Annotated in this window: 17 protein-coding genes; 2 read left to right on the forward strand and 15 right to left on the reverse strand. The window is 56.4% G+C overall.

Going from position 1 to position 18,688, the window contains the following annotated elements:
* Positions 1 to 5: 5 nt before the first annotated feature.
* Both ACZ50Q_RS15485 and ACZ50Q_RS15490 read left to right on the forward strand, forming a co-directional pair.
* Positions 6 to 1,349, forward strand: coding sequence for an aminotransferase class I/II-fold pyridoxal phosphate-dependent enzyme (locus tag ACZ50Q_RS15485; RefSeq protein WP_464078881.1), 1,344 nt, complete (start codon positions 6 to 8; stop codon positions 1,347 to 1,349).
* A gap of 109 nt (positions 1,350 to 1,458) precedes the next feature.
* Positions 1,459 to 2,169 (forward strand): acylneuraminate cytidylyltransferase family protein, encoded by a 711-nt coding sequence (locus ACZ50Q_RS15490; RefSeq protein ID WP_464078882.1) that lies wholly within the window; start codon positions 1,459 to 1,461, stop codon positions 2,167 to 2,169.
* A gap of 25 nt (positions 2,170 to 2,194) precedes the next feature.
* Here the strand turns inward: ACZ50Q_RS15490 and ACZ50Q_RS15495 are convergent, their stop codons facing one another.
* From ACZ50Q_RS15495 to ACZ50Q_RS15565, 15 genes are all read right to left on the reverse strand, one after another.
* Positions 2,195 to 3,433 carry a capsule biosynthesis protein gene (locus tag ACZ50Q_RS15495; protein WP_464078883.1) on the reverse strand — a complete coding sequence of 413 codons (1,239 nt, stop codon included), beginning with the start codon at positions 3,431 to 3,433 and terminating at the stop codon, positions 2,195 to 2,197.
* 89 nt (positions 3,434 to 3,522) lie between these two features.
* Positions 3,523 to 5,577 carry a capsular polysaccharide biosynthesis protein gene (locus ACZ50Q_RS15500; RefSeq protein ID WP_464078884.1) on the reverse strand — a complete coding sequence of 685 codons (2,055 nt, stop codon included), beginning with the start codon at positions 5,575 to 5,577 and terminating at the stop codon, positions 3,523 to 3,525.
* A 48-nt stretch (positions 5,578 to 5,625) separates the two neighbouring features.
* A complete protein-coding gene (locus ACZ50Q_RS15505; protein ID WP_464078885.1) occupies positions 5,626 to 6,681 on the reverse strand; it encodes a nucleotidyltransferase family protein in 1,056 nt (351 codons plus the stop codon).
* Positions 6,682 to 6,709: 28 nt separating this feature from the next.
* Positions 6,710 to 7,339 (reverse strand): acetyltransferase, encoded by a 630-nt coding sequence (locus tag ACZ50Q_RS15510; RefSeq protein ID WP_464078886.1) that lies wholly within the window; start codon positions 7,337 to 7,339, stop codon positions 6,710 to 6,712.
* Complete coding sequence (gene neuB / locus ACZ50Q_RS15515) at positions 7,336 to 8,400, reverse strand: N-acetylneuraminate synthase (protein ID WP_464078887.1); 1,065 nt, start codon at positions 8,398 to 8,400, stop codon at positions 7,336 to 7,338. Before neuB ends, ACZ50Q_RS15510 begins: the two co-directional genes overlap by 4 nt.
* A 2-nt stretch (positions 8,401 to 8,402) precedes the next feature.
* The gene (locus tag ACZ50Q_RS15520; RefSeq protein WP_464078888.1) at positions 8,403 to 9,074 is read right to left on the reverse strand and encodes a PIG-L deacetylase family protein; all 672 of its coding nucleotides are present in this window, start codon (positions 9,072 to 9,074) and stop codon (positions 8,403 to 8,405) included.
* A complete protein-coding gene (neuC, locus tag ACZ50Q_RS15525; RefSeq protein WP_464078889.1) occupies positions 9,067 to 10,242 on the reverse strand; it encodes a UDP-N-acetylglucosamine 2-epimerase in 1,176 nt (391 codons plus the stop codon). The genes ACZ50Q_RS15520 and neuC overlap by 8 nt, the downstream gene beginning before the upstream one ends.
* Before the next feature lie 11 nt (positions 10,243 to 10,253).
* Positions 10,254 to 11,060 (reverse strand): GNAT family N-acetyltransferase, encoded by an 807-nt coding sequence (locus ACZ50Q_RS15530; protein ID WP_464078890.1) that lies wholly within the window; start codon positions 11,058 to 11,060, stop codon positions 10,254 to 10,256.
* A complete protein-coding gene (locus ACZ50Q_RS15535; protein ID WP_464078891.1) occupies positions 11,053 to 12,207 on the reverse strand; it encodes a LegC family aminotransferase in 1,155 nt (384 codons plus the stop codon). The genes ACZ50Q_RS15530 and ACZ50Q_RS15535 overlap by 8 nt, the downstream gene beginning before the upstream one ends.
* A gap of 5 nt (positions 12,208 to 12,212) precedes the next feature.
* On the reverse strand, positions 12,213 to 13,193 hold the full coding sequence (locus ACZ50Q_RS15540) for an NAD-dependent 4,6-dehydratase LegB (RefSeq protein WP_464078892.1): 981 nt from the start codon (positions 13,191 to 13,193) through the stop codon (positions 12,213 to 12,215).
* Positions 13,186 to 14,832: a hypothetical protein gene (locus ACZ50Q_RS15545; RefSeq protein WP_464078893.1), complete on the reverse strand. Its 1,647-nt coding sequence runs from the start codon at positions 14,830 to 14,832 to the stop codon at positions 13,186 to 13,188. Before ACZ50Q_RS15545 ends, ACZ50Q_RS15540 begins: the two co-directional genes overlap by 8 nt.
* Positions 14,833 to 14,882: 50 nt before the next feature.
* Complete coding sequence (locus ACZ50Q_RS15550; RefSeq protein WP_464078894.1) at positions 14,883 to 16,043, reverse strand: DUF6716 putative glycosyltransferase; 1,161 nt, start codon at positions 16,041 to 16,043, stop codon at positions 14,883 to 14,885.
* Between the two features lie 71 nt (positions 16,044 to 16,114).
* A complete protein-coding gene (locus tag ACZ50Q_RS15555; protein WP_464078895.1) occupies positions 16,115 to 16,720 on the reverse strand; it encodes an ABC transporter ATP-binding protein in 606 nt (201 codons plus the stop codon).
* Between the two features lie 47 nt (positions 16,721 to 16,767).
* Entirely contained in the window at positions 16,768 to 17,553 is a 786-nt protein-coding gene (locus ACZ50Q_RS15560; RefSeq protein ID WP_464078896.1) for an ABC transporter permease, read from the reverse strand.
* Positions 17,554 to 17,581: 28 nt separating this feature from the next.
* Positions 17,582 to 18,688 (reverse strand): polysaccharide biosynthesis/export family protein, encoded by a 1,107-nt coding sequence (locus ACZ50Q_RS15565; RefSeq protein WP_464078897.1) that lies wholly within the window; start codon positions 18,686 to 18,688, stop codon positions 17,582 to 17,584.

Below are 18,688 nucleotides of genomic sequence, written 5' to 3' on the forward strand. Positions count from 1 at the left end.
CAGAATTGAGCACCGCAAAAAAGCTGCCCGGCCTTGCCGCCGGCATCAAGGACAAACTCATCCAGCAGGCGCTCGAGCGCAAACTGCGCGCGGCCGCCAGCACAGGCGGCCAGGCGCTGTCGCGCCCCGCGGAGAAAAAGGCCGAGATTCCGGAAGAGCATTACCGCTTTCATCTCCATCCGGGCTACCAGCAGCTGCGCATCATCAACGACGGCGCCAGCCGCCTGGGCGTCAAGAACCCCTTCTTCAAGCTGCACGACGGCACCGCCGGCGCCAGCACCCAGATCAGCGGCACCGGCTACATCAACTACGCCAGCTATAACTACCTGGACATGTCAGGCGACCCGGTCGTCGCCGCCGCAGCCAAGGCAGCGATCGACCGTTATGGCACGTCCGTATCGGCCAGCCGCCTGGTCTCCGGCGAACGTCCCATCCACCGCGAACTCGAAACCGAAATCGCCGCGCTGTACGGCGTGGACGATGCGATCACCTTCGTCAGCGGTCACGCCACCAACGTCTCGACCATCGGCTACCTCTTCGGCCCGCGCGACCTGGTCCTGCACGATGAACTGATCCACAACAGCGTGCTGCAAGGCATCCAGCTATCCGGCGCACGCCGCCTGCCCTTCCCCCACAACGACTGGGAAGCGCTGGACACGATCCTGAATGAGCAACGCCACCAGTTCGAACGCGTCCTGATCGTGCTGGAAGGCATCTACAGCATGGACGGGGATTACCCCGACCTGCCCCGCTTCATCGAAGTGAAGCGCCGGCACCGCGCCTTCCTGATGGTCGACGAGGCCCATTCGCTCGGCGTGATGGGCGCGCGAGGCTACGGGATTCGGGAACATTTCGACGTCGCGGGAAAGGATGTCGATATCTGGATGGGGACGTTGAGCAAGACGCTCGCTGGCTGCGGCGGGTATATCGCTGGTGAAACGGCGCTGGTCGAGCATCTGAAGTTTCTGGCACCGGGGTTCCTGTACAGCGTGGGGATGCCGCCGAGCGTCGCGGCAGCGTCGCTGGCCGCATTGCGGCGGATGAAGGAAGTGCCGGAACGCGTGGCGACTTTGCAGGCGCGAGGGAAGTTCTTTCTTGAACAGGCGAAAGCGGCGGGGATTGACACCGGTACGAGTAGCGGGCTGGCGGTGGTGCCGGCGATTACGGGGAGTTCGTTGAAGGCGACGCGCGCGTCGGCAGCCATGTTCAATCAAGGGATCAATGTGCAACCGATTCTCTATCCGGCGGTGCCGGAGAAGTCGGCTCGGCTGCGGTTCTTCATTTCCTGTATGCATACGGAAGAACAGATCCTCTCCACGCTGAAGACACTTCGCCAGCATCTCGCCTAGCATCTGCCATCGACAATAGTGCGGTCCAGGAAATCAGTGGAACTCGGAATGCCTACAATCTTGGATGGGCGCGACGTGATTGGCGCGGCTGTTTTGACAGGACTATGACATGACGGATCACAAGAAGGCCATCGCAATCATCCCGGCTCGAGGTGGAAGCAAGCGGCTGCCACGGAAAAACGTCCTTCCGCTGTGCGGCAAGCCCTTGATCGCATGGACGATCGAAGCAGCCCAAGAATGCGGGCTATTTGACGTAATCCTTGTCACAAGCGACGACCAGGAAGTGCTCGATATTGCGGCAAGCCTTGGCGTATCACCCTTGCTGCGGCCCCCAGAGTTGGCCTCGGACACCGCCAGCACCCTGGACGTCGTCCTGCATGCGCTGCACCACCTGCATGAGGAAGGGCAGGATTTCGGCAGTGTGGCCCTCCTGCAGGCGACATCGCCGATGCGTGACGCACACGACATTCAGGGGGCCTATGCAAAGTACGAACAGGCAAATGCAAACTGCGTGATAAGCGTTTCACCGGTGGAGCACCCTGTGGAATGGACCATGGAGCTTGGCGCGGATGCCAACCTCGACAAGTTCACCGAAACGATACGGCAAGCCAGAAGCCAGGATTTGCCCCAGCGATACCGGCTCAACGGCGCAATCTGCATTACGAATGCAGAACGACTGATGGAAACGAAGAGCTTCATGCCTTCTCCGGCGTTCGCATACAAGATGCCGCCGGAAAAGTCGGTCGATATCGATACGGGCATCGACTTTGAGTTGAGCAGATGCCTGCTTGAACAGAAAATTTGCAGCGCAGGCGGCTAAACCGTTGACCAGATGGCCCGCTCTGTCAACCGCGTTTGGCCAGCCTTTCCAACTGTGAATCCAGAGCGGTCATGACGGGTATGGCGTTTCGGACCGCCATGTCTATGCCGTGCCGGCAATAGAATCCGCCATTGACCTGCGTCGTGTGGATCACGACGTTACGGAAGTCCCGGAACAGCGATTTGTCCGGTGCTTCGATCTTTCGCCAGAAGTCATCCAGCGGCCCCTGAAACGTCAGTCCGGGCATGTCGTACATCGCCCGCCCCAGCGCGATCGTCGGACAATCGTGCACCAGCGCCGAACCACCCACCGTGCTGTTTACAGTCACCACGCCACTCGTGTGCGACAGCAGCGTGGGCAGGTGGCCGGTCTCAAGATAGACAACGCGATCTTCAATGGCAAACTCACGGGCCAGGGATTTGACCAGCGCTTCGTAATCGGTAAAGCCAGGGTCCAACGGATGGTTCTTTATGACGAGAATGGTGTTCTGATGAGCATGTGACGCGAATGACCGCAACGTGGTTTCGAGCACATCCTCCATATCCTTAAATTCCGAATGAAACCTGATCTGCGCATCCGAACTCAATTGCAGCGGCAGCAGGTAATACGGCCGATCTTTAGCCCTCTCCACCACAATACGAATGCTTTCGGCATCAGGCTTCTGGCGGCGCATGACCTTGATGCTCCGCCGCACGTAATGCCAGTACTCGGATGCCGGACTGTACGGAACGTGGCTTACATAGCCTGGATAGAAGAGAGGGTTGAGTCCCGCCCAGAAGTTATACAAGACGTCATGCGTTGCACGAACCCAGAACGGAGATTTGAACTGATCGCCGTTTTTGTACTTGGGAACGCTTCTGGCTGATTCCCGGTACCAGCGCGGATCTTTGGGCAACGACGAATAGGCGTTCACTCCCCCGCGCTCAAGGGTTACCCAGTAAGGCCGGAAATAGCCCTCTTCGAATACGTGAGTGCGAACGCCGCGCACCTTGGCCAGATCCACGGCGGGCCGATGGATCGGCCTACAGTCTCCGAAAAGCACGATATCGGAAACCATGTAACGGTCGAACAATTGCGCATAGTGAGCAGGCAGACCTTCGGCAGTGCGCCGGTATGACCGAGCCCCGCCCGCCGACCATGAGACGGAGTCGCCAATCGTGAAGTTGACTTTATGGACAGCGTGGCCATCCAACCGGAGTGCTTTACCCAGGGTTCGAAAAAAAGGAGAGCACACTCCTTGCAAAAACAAGAAAGATCTTTTCATTCAGTATTTTTTCAACCGGGGTTGGATCTCCGTCATCCCAACAATCATGGCCAACGCGGCCGCGACGCACTGAAGATAAGTCTGGCAAGCTATCCAGCCAGACGAAACTGCGCGCGCAACCACATATGCGTTTTCATCAGGCTACGCGTCCAGGAACGCTGCAGATTCGTGGGAATGCCGGTGGATTCGCGCGCATCGCGCGCCAGCACCAACTGGCGCAATGCGCCTTCGCAACTGGCATAGCCCTTCAGCGTCCAATCCCAATAGATCGGGTAATGCAGCAATGCCCCAGCGACCAGCTCGTCCAAACTGAGTCTGCGAGATCTGCGCTGCATGGGGAGATGGTCATGAGTCAAGCCCCATCCCGCATAGAACGGCCTGCCATAGACGAACACCGGCTTGTCTCGGATCAGGGCATCGAAGCCGCTCAGTGACGTCATCGTATGCAACTCATCTGCCGCATCAATGCAACTTATGACTGAACAGTCGGTTTCCACTGCGTCCGCGAACTCTTCTGCCGCACCTTTCCCGATGTGACCAGTCCGGTTCTTGGCCATCACGTCGGGATGCGGCTTGTAGACGATGTATGCATCCGGGTTAGAGAGGCGGGCCTGCTTCAACAATTGAACGTTCGTGTGTATGCCTTCGCAGCCAAAGCGAATTGACGCATCGTCCTCCACCTGACCGGGAACAAAGATGACCCTCTTTCCCCCAGCGTTCCAACAGGGAGCGTCACGCCTTTCAATGTTGTATTTGGTCAGCCCGTTGTCAACGATGAAGGCGCGCACTGCTGCTGCGCGAGCGCGGTCATCATCACTGAACTGATGTGAGTTGAGCAGGTTCTCCAAACCCGACGGGCCTCGCGGATCGAAATACAGGCCCAGACCGTCAAGCACCAGCGAAAGCGGCCGCACGAAATCCGATCCCAGACCCACGGATCTCACGAAACCATCTTCCATGCGAAGCAGGCTGGCGCCCGTACTCTCTGCAATCGTTCGCAGAGCCGGTGGTGGCTCGGCTCCCCAGCTCACAAGGCGGTCGTCAGGCCGCAGATCCGCAAGCGCCGGTGACGAGGCATCACGAACGAAGATCGGAGGTTGGCCGTCAAACGCGAGCATGGGGGCGATATTGCGCGCTTTCCATCGCCGGTAGCCGACCGCGAAGGTCCGTCCGGCGCCGGCCGCCGCCATATGTCTTTGGCGCGCCAGCCATCCGATGACGTCGAATATGGTTCCCGCGTCGTGCGTGTCCGGATTCAAGTAGCGGGTGTAGTGAAAATAGGCTGCCGCAAAAAGCTCATCCGTACTGCGCCGCATGCTCCGACGGGCGCAGTGTTGCCGATCGTCGGTCACGCCCCACCCTGCATACCATGGCATGCCAAAGCAGGTCACCGGCTTTCCGGCCATCAACGCCTCGAAACCGAGGTGCGAGGTCACGACGTAGACCCGGGATACTTGTTCGAGTAGAAAATGCGGGTTGATCTTGTCGCGTAGCACGACAACTCTGCCGCCACTTTCCAACTCGCTGAAATATCCGCGCTTTCTGCCCTGCAAAACTTCCGGATGCGTCTTGACTAGAACCGTACAGTCCGGATTCTCTGCCAGCGCCGCCTGCAGCATAGCCGCAAATGTCTGCTGTCCAGCCAGGCCGAAGTCGACGCTCTTGTCGCCAAATGTCTGGTCAATCACCAGTACGATCTTCTCGCGCCAAGCGCCGGCCGGCGGTGATTCCGCCGGAAAGTCGTTGTATTTGCTAAGTGAATTCCGCTTTATCAAAACCCGCGCCAAGGCGACTTCATCGGCTCGATCGCCAATCAAGTCTTCACCGCTCTCAAGCATGTGCTCAAGGTCGGACTCCCGGGTCGCGTCATAGTAAATGCCTCGATGATCCACCACCATCGACAAGGGCGGATAAGCACTGCCCGCGGCAAACGACCGGAGGAAGCCGTCTTCCAGACTGATGAACGGCAGCCCCCGCTTTTGCGCCTGCTTCCTGGCGACGGCAGTCGACGGCCTTCTGCCCCATCCCGCTATCGCCGACACCGACGATGGCACCCGCCATGCGGTGCATGGCACCGCAGGCGAATGGAGGAAGACACGCAGGCAAGGAATGTCCAGAATTCCTTTCGAAAAAACGCCGATCATATAACTGAGAAGAATCGCAATTCGAGCACGATGTTGGCTTGGCCGAGCTTAAATTCCGCCCAGGGAAATGAAATCACGTTGAGCGCGCTGAAAATCTTCCAGGCGGCCAATATCCAGCCAATATTCGTTGACAGGAAACTGGCTGACCTTCTTTCCGCTCTTGATCGCTTTCTCCAGCAGGGTCGGCATGTCAATCCTTGTGCCGCGCTTGACACTGCGTACCAGTTCAGGAGAAAGAACATAGATGCCGGCGTTGATATTGAATCGATGCACCGGCTTTTCCACCATGCCCGTAATGTGATGGCCGTCAGCCTCGATGACGCCATACGGAATCTGGTGTTCGTATTCGCGCACGCACATCGTCGCCGCACCATCAAGCTCTTCATGATGCGACAACAGCGCCAGAAAATTCGTCGTCGTAAGCAGATCGCCGTTCATGAGGAACAGCGGGAGATCCACTTCGTCGTGCGGCAGCAAACCCAACGCCCCCCCTGTTCCCAGAGGCTCGGATTCATGCACATAGGTGATCTCCACGCCATGGCCCTTGCCATCACCAAAGTAGTCCCTGATCATTTCCGGCATGTAATGCGTGGAAATGTAAAACCGGTGAAATCCATAGCTCTTGAAGCTCTCGAGAATCAACTCAAGAATCGGCTTTTCGCCGACTTTCAACATCGGCTTCGGGCAATTATTGGTCAGCGGCCGCAAGCGCGTTCCAAAGCCGCCTGCCATCAGAAAGACGGGGTTGTCCTGTGCCGGCCGTTCCAGAAGGTCATGCAGAGTCCGCAGCCCGATGAGCTGGCCTTGCGCGTTGACGACAGGCAATTGCAGCAATTGATGCTTTTCCATCCAGGAAAGCATCCGCATGTCGCTCCAATCACTGGTGGCAACCGAAGGCTCCCTGTGCATCACTTCGGAAACCGGCGTCTCCAGCGCCAGCCTGCGCAGCACCGCGCGCCGGACATCGCCATCGGTCAGCGTACCGACCAAAACTCCTTCATCATCAACAATCAGAACGATCCGCAACGCCTCGCGGTCCATTGCTTCAATTGCATACTGCAGTGTTGCCGTGGGCGAAACAACTGCTTCTTTCCAGTTTTTCATTACTTCTTCCCAATGCTTCGCTATCAACTCAGGTGCCGAGGAATTTCATTCCTGCGGGAACATCTCTTCGAACCGTGATTCCCGCACCGATCACACAGTTTTCGCCAAGCGTGACTCCCTGAATAATGTTGGCCCCGGTGCCCACATGAACGCCGTCGTGAACCGTCACGCCTCCGCATATCGTGACGCCTGGCGCGATGTGGCAATGCCTGCCAACCACGCAATCGTGATCGATGGATGAGCGGGTATTCACGATCGAGTTTTCACCGATAACCGTGTCGGCCTGGATGACCGAGCCAGCCATGACCTGCACGCCGCGCTCCAATCTTGCGTCCGTGCTGACTGCGGAAAATGGATGAATGACCGTCGCAAACGTAAAACCCCTGCTGGCGAACCGTTCGTACAGCCGGAGCCGAACGTTCGCAGCCCCGCCTGGCAACGACCCGATCCCGATCGCCAACAGCACGGCATCGGCTGCAAACGTGAGAACGGCGTCGTCGTCGCCCAGCACTTCCAGGCCACGCCAAGTTGTCATCCCGCGGCCGGTCAATTCGGGAGACACAACCCCGAGAACATCGGCTCCCGAGCCGCGCAACGCCTCGAGCAGGACCTTTGCATGTCCCCCGGCGCCGAGCATGATCACCGGCGCGGCGTTCACAGCGCTTCGCCCGGTTTCAGATCCCGATTCGAAAGCTCGTTCAAAGCATCCCAGAATTCCATGGCCGACCGCCCTTTCCCTGCGCGCGCGGACGCCATGTTTTCAACAGAGAAACGCTCTCCCCGTGTGACGTTCCGCGTGGCTATCAATACCTGCCGACCGACGCCTCGTGTGTCCCATTCGCTGATTTGCGGAGACTTCCAGGGTGCGCCAAGCATTTGCTCCACCGCGCGGATATCCTTCATCATCGAAGCCAGCTCGTGCGGTTCCAGTGAAGCCTTATGGTCAGGCCCTGGCAATGCGCGAGATATCGTGAAGTGCTTTTCGATGACTTTCGCGCCGCGCGCTACTGCTGCGACGGACACGACCGTTCCCTCGGTGTGGTCGGAATAGCCCACGGGCAGATCAAACGCCTGTCCCAATGTATCCATTGCACGCAGGTTGACTTCGGCTAGCGGCGTCGGATACTGCGACGTGCAATGGAGTAAGGTCACGGCGTCGCGCAGTTCGGGAATGCGCGCGATGTGCCATCCCCGCCAGACTTCTTCCATACTGGCGGGCGCCGCGGAATGCGTGCGTCCGTGCAGCACCACGGCAAGCGCCTGCTCAACCTCCCCCAAAGTCGCCATGCCGGTCGACAGGATCAAAGGTTTTCCCGTATTGGCGAAAGCCCAGAGCAGCGGTCCGTTCGTGATCTCTCCGGACGGGATCTTGTAGCAGGGCAGATTCAACGTCTCGAGGAACTCCAGACTGCCCAGATCAAAAGCGGTCGAAAGAAACGTCACGCCCTTCTGACGAGCATAGCCCTGCAATTCAAGATGCCAATCCAGCGGCAGCTCGAGACGTTTGAGCATCGCCAATTGCGATTCCTGCGCATCGGTCCGTTCCTTCTGATACGCCGCTTTCGGCGCAGACGAAGCGACCAATCTTTCCGCGTTGAAGGTCTGAAACTTTACGGCATCGGCGCCCGCGGCCGCGGCAATATCAACCAATTCAAAGGCTTTGTCCTTTTCACCGTTGTGATTGACGCCAGCCTCGGCGATAACAAATACGTTGCTCATAATTAGCGCACTTCCTTCAGAATCATGAACCCCTCCGCAGCTTCACATCCGGCGGTACCCCCGCGGAGCGTAGCCAAAGCACGCAGGCTTCTTTCGCTACGCGGGAAGGGATACTCGCCCATTTCTCCCGCGAACATCTTCATGATCTCGATCTTCCGCTCCATCCACGGAGAAACGTCCACAAACAGATTGGGTCGAAATCCGCCGTCATCCGGCCGAATACCGAATTCCGTTTCGGACAGCGTCTCGTACGCGTACACCGCCCGCACGGACGGGTATCGGAAACTTTTACTGCAAGCCATCGCCGCATCGAATACGGCGGCGTGATCACTGTGAACATCATTCCGGTACGGCACATACACGATGTTCGGCTGCACCGCCTTGATGACGTTGCCCAGCGAACCTACGAGGTCCGATTTCGGCACCTGGTCCAGCTGTGCAGTCGGGAACCCGCCCCGATGCACGCCGGCAAATCCATAGCTGGCTGCAACGTCTTCAATCTCCCGGGCCCGGGAAGCGATTCGCTCCGAGCTGAACCCCCCTTCAGGCGTAACTGCCGTGGCAATGAACCAGTGGACCGAGTCACCCTCTGCGCGGTGCCTGAGCAACGCGCCTCCGCACCCCAACGTCTCATCGTCGGGATGAGGAGCGACACACAGCACTACTTTATTCATGACGATCTCCGACTTGCAGCGGATCTTCCCACTTGACGGCCAGCGCCTCGAGATCCAATCTCTTGATGATGTCGTAAGCCTTGCGAGCGCTTTTTCCGTCTCCGTACGGATTGGCAAGATTCTTGAGCGACGCCTGAAAATTCTCGGAGAGTGCCTCCTCCAACGCAGAGTCGATGGAAGCACGGTCGCCTTCGCAAAAAATCACATTCGACGCGCACAGACGTCCACGTTGCCGCTGTCCGATGTTGATAGCGGGAATGCGCAATGTGGGTGATTCCAGAATTCCAGCGGAGGAATTGCCCACTATGATTTCGACGTGGCGAAACAGATTGATGAATAACGATCGCTCTATGCTGCCATAAACCGTCACGTCGGGCAGCATGCCCAACCGCCTTATGGCGGCCTCGATGTGCGAATTACCTGGATCGGTATTCGGTGAGCCGATGTAGACATGAAAGCCACGGTTGATCAGGGCCTGGACACCATTCATGATGAATTCATCCGCCGTCGATATTTCTTCCGCTATCGGATGAAATATGAACAATGCAGCCCTCTTCCCAATGCCAGCATCTCCGGAACCGATGGCTCTGCGAACTTCGTCGAATTCGATCTCTGGCTCATCCACAAATTTGTCCAGCGCGACACTCCCGATGACATGAATACGGGAGTGCGGCTCGCCGATGGCGGCCAATCTTTGCCGATGTTGTTCGACGCTCGCAAAGCAAAGCGAGGAAAGTTTGGAAGCGGCATGCCTGACCGGGTTGTCGATATGCCCGTCAACCGCATGATCCCCAGCAAAGAAATGCGCTGTCGCGACGCCAAGAAAGCCGCCTATCATCGCAGCAATCAGAACGTCTTCCCGGTCTCCGGCATAGACGATCAGATCAGGCGCAAACGCCTTGACGACGTCAAGGCCGCCGGAAAGCAGATTTGACGCCGTCTTCAAACGCGACGCGCTCGAATCACCGCTGATCAGCGTCTCGATCTCCGCGAGAATTGAGAATCCATCCAGCCTGACGTCCCTCACAGTCATACCCTTCTCAGGAGACAGGTGAGCTCCTGAGACCAGCAAGCGCAGATCAATCTCGGGATCCTCATTCAAGAGGCGATAGAAAGTCGACATCAGATCGTAATCAGACCGTATCGAGGTGAATCCGAGAACTTTCATTTTTTGATCAATCAAAACACATCAGACATTATGAGTTGCCGCTCGACGCGCGAAGGATCGAAATCCTTGCATATGGCCACACCGCCATACTGGTACTCAAACAAGGAGCGAGACTTGTACGCCTGCACGTCGCCTGGCAACAGCACATTAATTAACTTTCCGTCCGGCACATCAGCCAGGCCATCGGGGCCGTCGCAATACACGAGATCGATGGCGGTGCCGAAATCCTTGTACGCAACCCGATCGGTTGAAACGTACTTCACGCCAGGCTTGGCAAGCCGCCATTTCCGCAGAGTTTCGTCGGTCCAGTCAAAACGGACACCAGAGCAGTCAAATAAGCCGTGCTCATTACCCAGGGCCAGAATCTCGTCCTTCTCCAGCGGAGCAACATAGTCAGGTTCCGGCATCTGCCATCCGAGCTTCTTCCTGCGTCCAGGAATGGCCAACTTGTTGGGAAAACCCATGACGAAGTCCACGCCGGCCTGCTTAGCGTCTTCGTACGCCAGCAATCCCAAGCTCGCGAACAGGCCCAACTTGCGATGGCTGGCGGCCACCATAGAAGTGATGGACAGATAACTGTTCAATGCCTGGCCGTGTTCATCGCGGGTGGGCATGGCTATAACCCCATAATGACCAACCGCGCGGTCGCCATCCATGGCCAATGCGACAAACGGCTGGCGTCCAGGTCCATCCACATACAGCCAGCGCCAGAGCTCCACGCTGAGCGGCGCGTTGAAGCATTCTTCGAAAAGCTGCGCAATCGCTGAGTAGTTGTCGCGCAGCTGATCAGGCCTCCGAATAACAAAGGTTTTAATCATTCTTCACTGCCGCTTTCACAGAACTGGGCAAATTGACCACACGGTCCACCAGCCATTCGGCGGAGTCGAGCGGTCCGCGAGGACAATTGGCATACATCGGAAGACGATTCATCAACTGCCAGATCGGGCGGGTCATCACGCCGGCGCCATTGGTAGACGCGAGAATATGATCCCGTTGTTGCTTGTCTTCGCAGATGATGGCGTTGAGCCAATAATTGCTGCGCGCAAATTCCGCTTCTTTGAAAAACTGGAGACCGCTTCCTGCCAACAGCGCTTCATATGCATCCGCCAGCTGGCGCTTCTCTTCAAGGAACGCCGGCAGCATTTCCACCTGCGCGCAGCCCAGCGCAGCATTGAGATTGGGTAGCCGATAGTTGAATCCGAGTTCGTCATGCACGTACTCGTACTGATGAGGCACTTTGGCGGTGGTGGTCATGTGCTTGGCGCGCGCACCGAACTCTTCAGAGGCCAGAATCATTCCGCCACCACCGGTCGTGATGACCTTATTGCCGTTGAAGCTCAACGTGCCAATCTGCCCAAACGTTCCGGTATGCCGGCCCCGGTAGTAGCTACCCAGCGATTCGGCAGCATCTTCAATCAAGGCAAGATTCCATCGCTTGCACACCGCCATCAGTTCTTCCAGCCGGACAGGATGGCCGAATGTGTGCATCGGCATGCACGCACTGATGCGCCGCCCCGACTCGTTGCTTACGCAATTGCCGTCAGCATCGACGGTTGCATTCTCGGACAGCCATGATTCCACTGCGTAGGGAGATAGCCCCATCGTGTCCCGATCGACGTCGATGAACAGGGGGTCGGCGCCGACGTACTTGATGGCATTGCAGGTGGCGACGAAGGTCAATGGTTGCGTGATGACCAGGTCACCCTGCTGCACGCCGCATAGACGCAGCGCCACGTGCAATGCAGCTGTGCCATTGACGGTGGCGACAGCGCGATTGCTACCGGTAAATCGCTCAATATCCCGTTCAAAACGATCCACGTATGCCCCAACGCTCGAAACAAAAGTGGATCGAATCGTGTCCTCGACATAGTCGCGCTCGCTCCCCACAAAAGCCGGCGCATGCAGCGGGATGAAGCCTTTCGACCCGTAATGGCTACGGACAAAATCGACGATTATATTTTCCATAGCGATCAGACGTTGTAAATTCCCGTTTTGTACTTCTTGAGGTTTTCGGCCTTCACAAACCAATCGACCGTCTTCTTCAGGCCTTGGCGGATATCGAAAGCAGGCTCGAAGTTCGTCAGGCTTCGAATGAGGCTGTTATCACCCCAGAGACGGAACACTTCGGATTTTTCTGGCCGCAGACGTTGTTCGTCTACGATGAATTCCACGTCGCGTCCCATCAACTCCCGGATCACTTCAAGCGTGTCGCCAACCGAGATCTCAAAATTTGAGGAGATGTTCACGGTCTTGCCAATGGCCGCGTCGCAGCCAGCCAATGCCATGAATCCGCGGCACGTGTCGGCAACGTAGTTGAAATCGCGCGTCGGACTGACGTCCCCGAGCTTGATGGAGCTCTGACCGCTGGCAATCTGGCCGATGATCGTGGGAATGACGGCCCGCGCGGACTGACGCGGCCCATAAGTATTGAACGGGCGGGCGATCGTGACGGGCAAGCCGAAGGCGTTGAAGAAGCTCATCGCCATCGCATCGGCACCGATTTTCGATGCGCTATAAGGCGATTGCGGCTGCAGTGGGTGCTTCTCGTCTATCGGAACATACTGCGCGGTTCCATAAACTTCGCTGGTGGACGTGTGAATAACGCGCCGGACCCCGTTTTCCTTTGCTGCCTGGCAGATATTGAGGGTGCCCGTGACGTTCGTCGCGACATAGCTGTCCGGAGCAACATAGGAATACGGAATGGCGATTAGCGCGGCCAGGTGATAGACCACATCGATATCCTTCGTGATTTCCTTGCAAAAATGCGGATCACGAATATCCCCCGTCACAACCTCGACTTTATCCAGGCATTCGATATCTTCGAGCCAACCCCAAAAATTGAAGGAGTTGTATTGGGACAAGGCTCTGACCTTGTAACCCTGAGCAACCAGCAGTTCCGTCAGATGCGAGCCAATAAAACCGTCAGCGCCGGTTACCAGAACCTTATCCATTAACTTCTCCAAATTTCCTGCTTTCATTCAACAAAACCTTGAGAGACTCGACAGCATGATCAAGCGATCTCTCGATGTTCTCTTTATGTTCCTCTCCGCCATTTGCCATGTCTCGAGCGACCGTTTCGAAGAAATCTTCGGGTGTCGAGTAGACGCGGTATTCGCCGGACTCGACCTCACGCGCATAATTGCTCTGGGCCGTCTCGCCGCAAAGGAAAACCGTCGCCCCGAAAAGTTTGGCTTCGGCACTGACGGAAGACCCCTCCGAGATGACTGCATCGGTGGCCTGGAGAACAGGCACGAGAAGGGCTGCATCCAGTTCCTTGGAACACAGCACGGTAGCTTCTGTCCTGATGCCTGCAAACGAGCCGGCATCGAACCTTTTCAATGCTTTCGGGTGGTTTCTGACAAGTATCGTGGCGTCGGCCGGAGCCTCCTCTAGGATTTCCTTCAGCCAGGCTGGCATCTCTGTTCCAAGTTGCATGGCGACAAGAATCTTTGGCCCCGGACGGTGCAACGCCGTGCTGATGCCATGCGGCAGCGCAGCACCATACTTCAATTGCCGCGCCAGCCAGGTATGTCCGATCACCAACGGGGTTGCCCAGGGGAACACTCGCGAGATGTTCTCCGCTTCCTTCCGAGACCAGACCATGAAGTATTCGGGTAGCGCCTTGTAGCCTTCCGACGGAGCCTCGTTCCAATCGTTATAGAGTGGATTCCATCCAACCTGGATACCGTGCTGGATATCAACGGTAGAAATACCGAGACTTCGCGCAGCAGAAATCAGGGGCGGGCACATATGAAACGCGGGCACGCAAACAACGCGCGGCTTGAGTTTCTTGAGCAATCGAACGTAGAAATCCCGAGTGCTCATCTCCCAATCGACGACCGCTTCTAGGCTGTCCACGTCGAATTCCACGGAGGGCAGATAGCGAGCAGCGGCCGAGAACAGATGACGGTTGAACTCGAGCCTGTTGCTATAACCATACGAGTACATCGATGGAGAAAAAACCAGCAAAGGTTTGTGATAGTAATCCTTGATCTTCCTAATTCCATGGGAATTTGACCGGATAATTTCGATCTTCTGTGCCGATCCGACCGCTTTCGCGCACTCGTAAACCGAATCCGTTACCCGGAAAAAGTATTTCCCATCCAGTTCAACCTGTTCAGTCGCGTTAGTAAACGTGAAGAAGAGGAAGTCGACGCCCTCGCCGTCCGGAATCTCCTCAAGTTCCTTGACGTCATACTTGGCCGAAAAATGGCTTCGCAGGCTATATGGCAAGTTTTCCGGCCCGCCCATCGACACGCGGGAAGGCGTCAGCATCCTTGCAGCATGCGGATTGCGGCGAGTATTGAGGGCAATATATTGACTGACTAGATGCGAACGCAAATACGGCCAAACAAACTCATCGCCCACCTTTACGGTATTGACGTTGTAGTTGGCCGCGAAATTAGTGATTTCGCTCATATACTGGGGCAGCGTCTTGAAGCTAATTGGCTTCTTGCCCGCTGGATTGGCGGGTCCACCCCGCGCCTTCGATGCCGCAACCTGCCCGGAAGTGGGCACTCCCAGCTTTTTCTTCACCAGATCGGAGAAAAACAAACCCGGCGTCCGGAAGAACTTACTGGTTTTACTCATTCAAATCCTCGACTCGAATCCTCAAACATAAAATCACCTCCGCGGGCCTGTTATTTCAAAAAACCCAGACTGCGCATTACCCACTCCCTCAATCGGCTGGCACGGCCCCGATAAGGCTGAGGGGTGCGCGCAAGCCACGGATTGTTCGTGTAGAAGACACATTTTTTCCGGTAATGCTGGGATTGCAGATCCTGCAATGCCCTTTTGACCGTTTCCCTGGTCTGCGATGCGGAGGCTGGCTCAGGGACATTCAAGGCCCGCCATGCCATCTCTGCTATCTCCCCTCGAATCGGCGTCTTGCCTCGGAGAGACCTAAACAGACCACTCCCAACGAAATACTGATTGCCATAGCTTTTGCCAATGCCGAAATCGTCAATACATACAACCTTCTTGCCTATTGAAATGGCTTCCATCAATGCAGTGGAAGATATCGACCAAACTTCGTCCGCGTTCGCGATGAGCGCTTCTATCGGCCCATCCACAATCCGTATGCGTTCAGCGCCACCGCGTCGCAGACAAGCCTCGGTTTCCTTCGAAGCTGAATATGTTTGCGCTTTGTTCAGCGTCCGCTTCCCCTCGTCCCGCAGCTTGATGCCAATGCTTACTTCCGGATTGCTGCGCTGGTATTCGATGAGGCCATCCACGAGAAATCTGTACGCCTTCAGCGACTTGGGAACACCTGGTTGCTGCACAAAGAGAATATGCCGGTGATCGCCCTTGCGATACGTCCCGACACTTGATGCATAGTCCCGCAGATACCCCGCCACGGCGATGGCAGGCGCATCCACATTCAGATCACGCAGGATCGCGGAAAAGGCAGCCTCGTCCGCAGCGCAATTCAGAAAGACGAGGTCCATTCCGACACGGGTCAAAATTGCATCCGGGTCGTTCCTGTCCGTCACCCCATTGAAGCCGCCGACGATCAATGGCCTCCGCATGCCGTCCGCGCACTTCGCATGAATCGCATACACAGCCTTGACGTTCGCTCTTCCGCCCAGTGCGACAACGATTGCCTGATAACCGGCAAGATCGCGACTGGTCAGCCATGCTATCGGATCGGCCGATTCATAAATGACGGAAACACCGGCCAAATCGGGCTCGCAAGCCTTCCGCTCGACCGGATCAATGAGGATATCGATATCCTCGACGTCCGTAATCCTCTTGGCGAGCGCCATCCCCCACTTGATGCGGGAGTCATAGTCGGAGAGCACAAGGACCTTCAATTGCTCGCCCCTATGCAGGAGAAGCGAAATCGAGCGCCAGGCGAATAGATCACTTCTTCTCAACCACGTTGATACGCCTCAATTCCGGCCTCGACGTCTTCATACTGTTCGATTGCACCCTTCTTTAAGACGAGCACATGATTGCAAATTTTGCGGACCTGGCCCATTCCATGAGAAATCAAAAGCACATTCGCGGTGTCGATCCGCTCCTGAAAGGCCGCCGTAGCCTTTTCGCGAAAATGCGCGTCGCCAACAGACATGGCTTCATCAATCAAATAATAGTCAAAGTCAAATGCCAGGCTCAGACCGAACGCCAGCCTGGCTCGCATGCCTGATGAATATTGCTTGACCGGTTGATCGAAGTATTTTCCGATCTCAGCGAACTCCTCGACCTCGCGGACAACCTCGCTCATCCGCTGGCCTTCAGCGCCGTATACGCGGGCGACAAACTTCACATTTTCGCGGCCCGTCATCGAACCTTGGAAACCGCCACTCAATCCGACGGGCCATGAGATCGACTTGTTTGTATAGATGCGCCCGCTATCCGGTATGTCAATACCGCCCAGCAGCCTCAATAGAGTGGACTTACCAACCCCGTTATTTCCAAGAATCGCTACGTTCTTACCCTCGGGAATGACCAGAGAAAGATTATCGAAGACAGGCACGCGCCCCGCCTTCGTTCGATACGACTTGCAGACATTTCTGAGCTCAATCATGTCGCGACCAGTTTCAAACGACGCGCTCGGTACAGCGCAACTCCCGCAAACAGGAAGAGCACGGCAACGGAACTCGAATATTGGACGCTGATTCCTTGAATTTTGGGATACACGGCAAATGCGTTTTCACGCATCCCTTCGATGATGTGAAGGTATGGATTCCACAACAACGCATCGAGGAATCGCCCGGGAATCAACCACAGGGGGAGTATGACTCCAGATACGAAATACAGTGGCATGTACGCAAGGCGGATAAACGTCTTCGTTTCGGGAGCAGCTTCACCAATAATGCAGAAAATCAGTGCCAATCCAAACGACAGTACGACACCAATAATCAGATAGCCAAGCCATTCCAACGGACGGACGATTGCCACGTCATACCCACCCCAGAAACCCAGCGCAAACACGACAACCAGATAAATACATGCCATCAGGGCACATTCGACAATCGTTCTTGCCACTATCGTGTCGAATGGCTTGATCTGCCGATACGAGAAAAGTGCCCTGTTGGCACTCACCGCCTCCATACCCTTCAATGCAATGTTCTTGAACAACAAGAATGGGATCACTCCCGAGATCAGGAAAGTCGGCAGATCCACGCCGTAATTGTTGTTTGCTCGAAGAACCGAATAAATCGATATAAGCACGACAATGTGGGCCAATGGCTCGAAAATGAACCAGAATGCGCCCAACCGATTCGCACCGAACTTGCCCTTGATCTCCCGGAGAACAAGCGCAAACGTCACGACGCGAGCTATCTTGAGCGGCGTTCTTTTTTTCATGACAACTTAACGACTGCCTTGTTACTCATCAGAAGCCTGAATTGATAGTTCGACCGAGAACCAGCACCTGCACAATCGGCGAAATGATCTTCTGCCACTCATAGATTGCCGCGTTGGTGACGTAGACGGCATCTTCCGGCTGCACCAGGAACTGACGGGCCAGGAACATGGCGGCCGGCTCCTTCAAATTCAGACGAAAAACTTCCGCCTTCGCCTTCGCCTCGCCAGTAACGGCATCCTTCTCCTCAACCAGACGGAATACAAAGACCCCAGCAGCATCGGCTTTGACTTCATTGAGCCCCTTAACGCTGCCCAACACCTCCAGAAGGCTTGGATTGTTCGACGGCAGATCGTGCAGCCCGGGCTCTCCAACGGAACCCATCGCCACGAATCGTTTGCGCGCGCGCTCCAGCACAATCTCAGCGCCGGGCGGCACAACCTGATTATTGCCGGCCAACAGGTCGTGATAATTGAACTGATAGGACTTGTCTCCTGTTCGCACAACCACCCGAATCAGGTGCGGTTCAAGCACGGGTCCACCGGCGCGATTTATCGCGTCGAGCAACGTCAGCGGTCCCTGAAGCGCAGAAAACCTTCCGGGAGCCTTTACAGCCCCGGCAACAAGCACCGATCCCGACAGGTCTCCAGTCAAAGCGACTTGCACTTGCGCGTCACTTGCCATGCCCCTCAGTTTTCGGCGTATCAAGGCTTCCACCGCGCCGAGGGTTTTACCCGCGACTACCTCTCTACCCACGTAGGGCAAGGAAATCGCGCCTTTGCTATCAATACGCACGTTATCGAAAACGGTCCCGCCGGACGCCAAGGGTGCAAAGACCGCGCCCTCCGTCGCGGAATCCGCGATCATCACCCGCAGCACATCTCCAGACACCAGCCGGATTTCCGGAATCGAGGGCAGCGCGACCGAATGGTTCAGGGGTGGTTCCATCGGCCGCATGTAGGGCGCGATGGTCTCAGCGCTCAAATCGATCAGCGTGTAGTCCTGGGAGCTCTCACTGTTCATCACGGCAAAACGCGACGGCCCAGCCGAAGACAATAAGCTGCCGCAGCCGCTCAGCAGGAGCGACAGGCAAAACACTGAACTACGCACCACCGTGCGAGAAGATAAGACGGTCAT

The organism is Achromobacter sp. T5-5, from assembly GCF_055397965.1.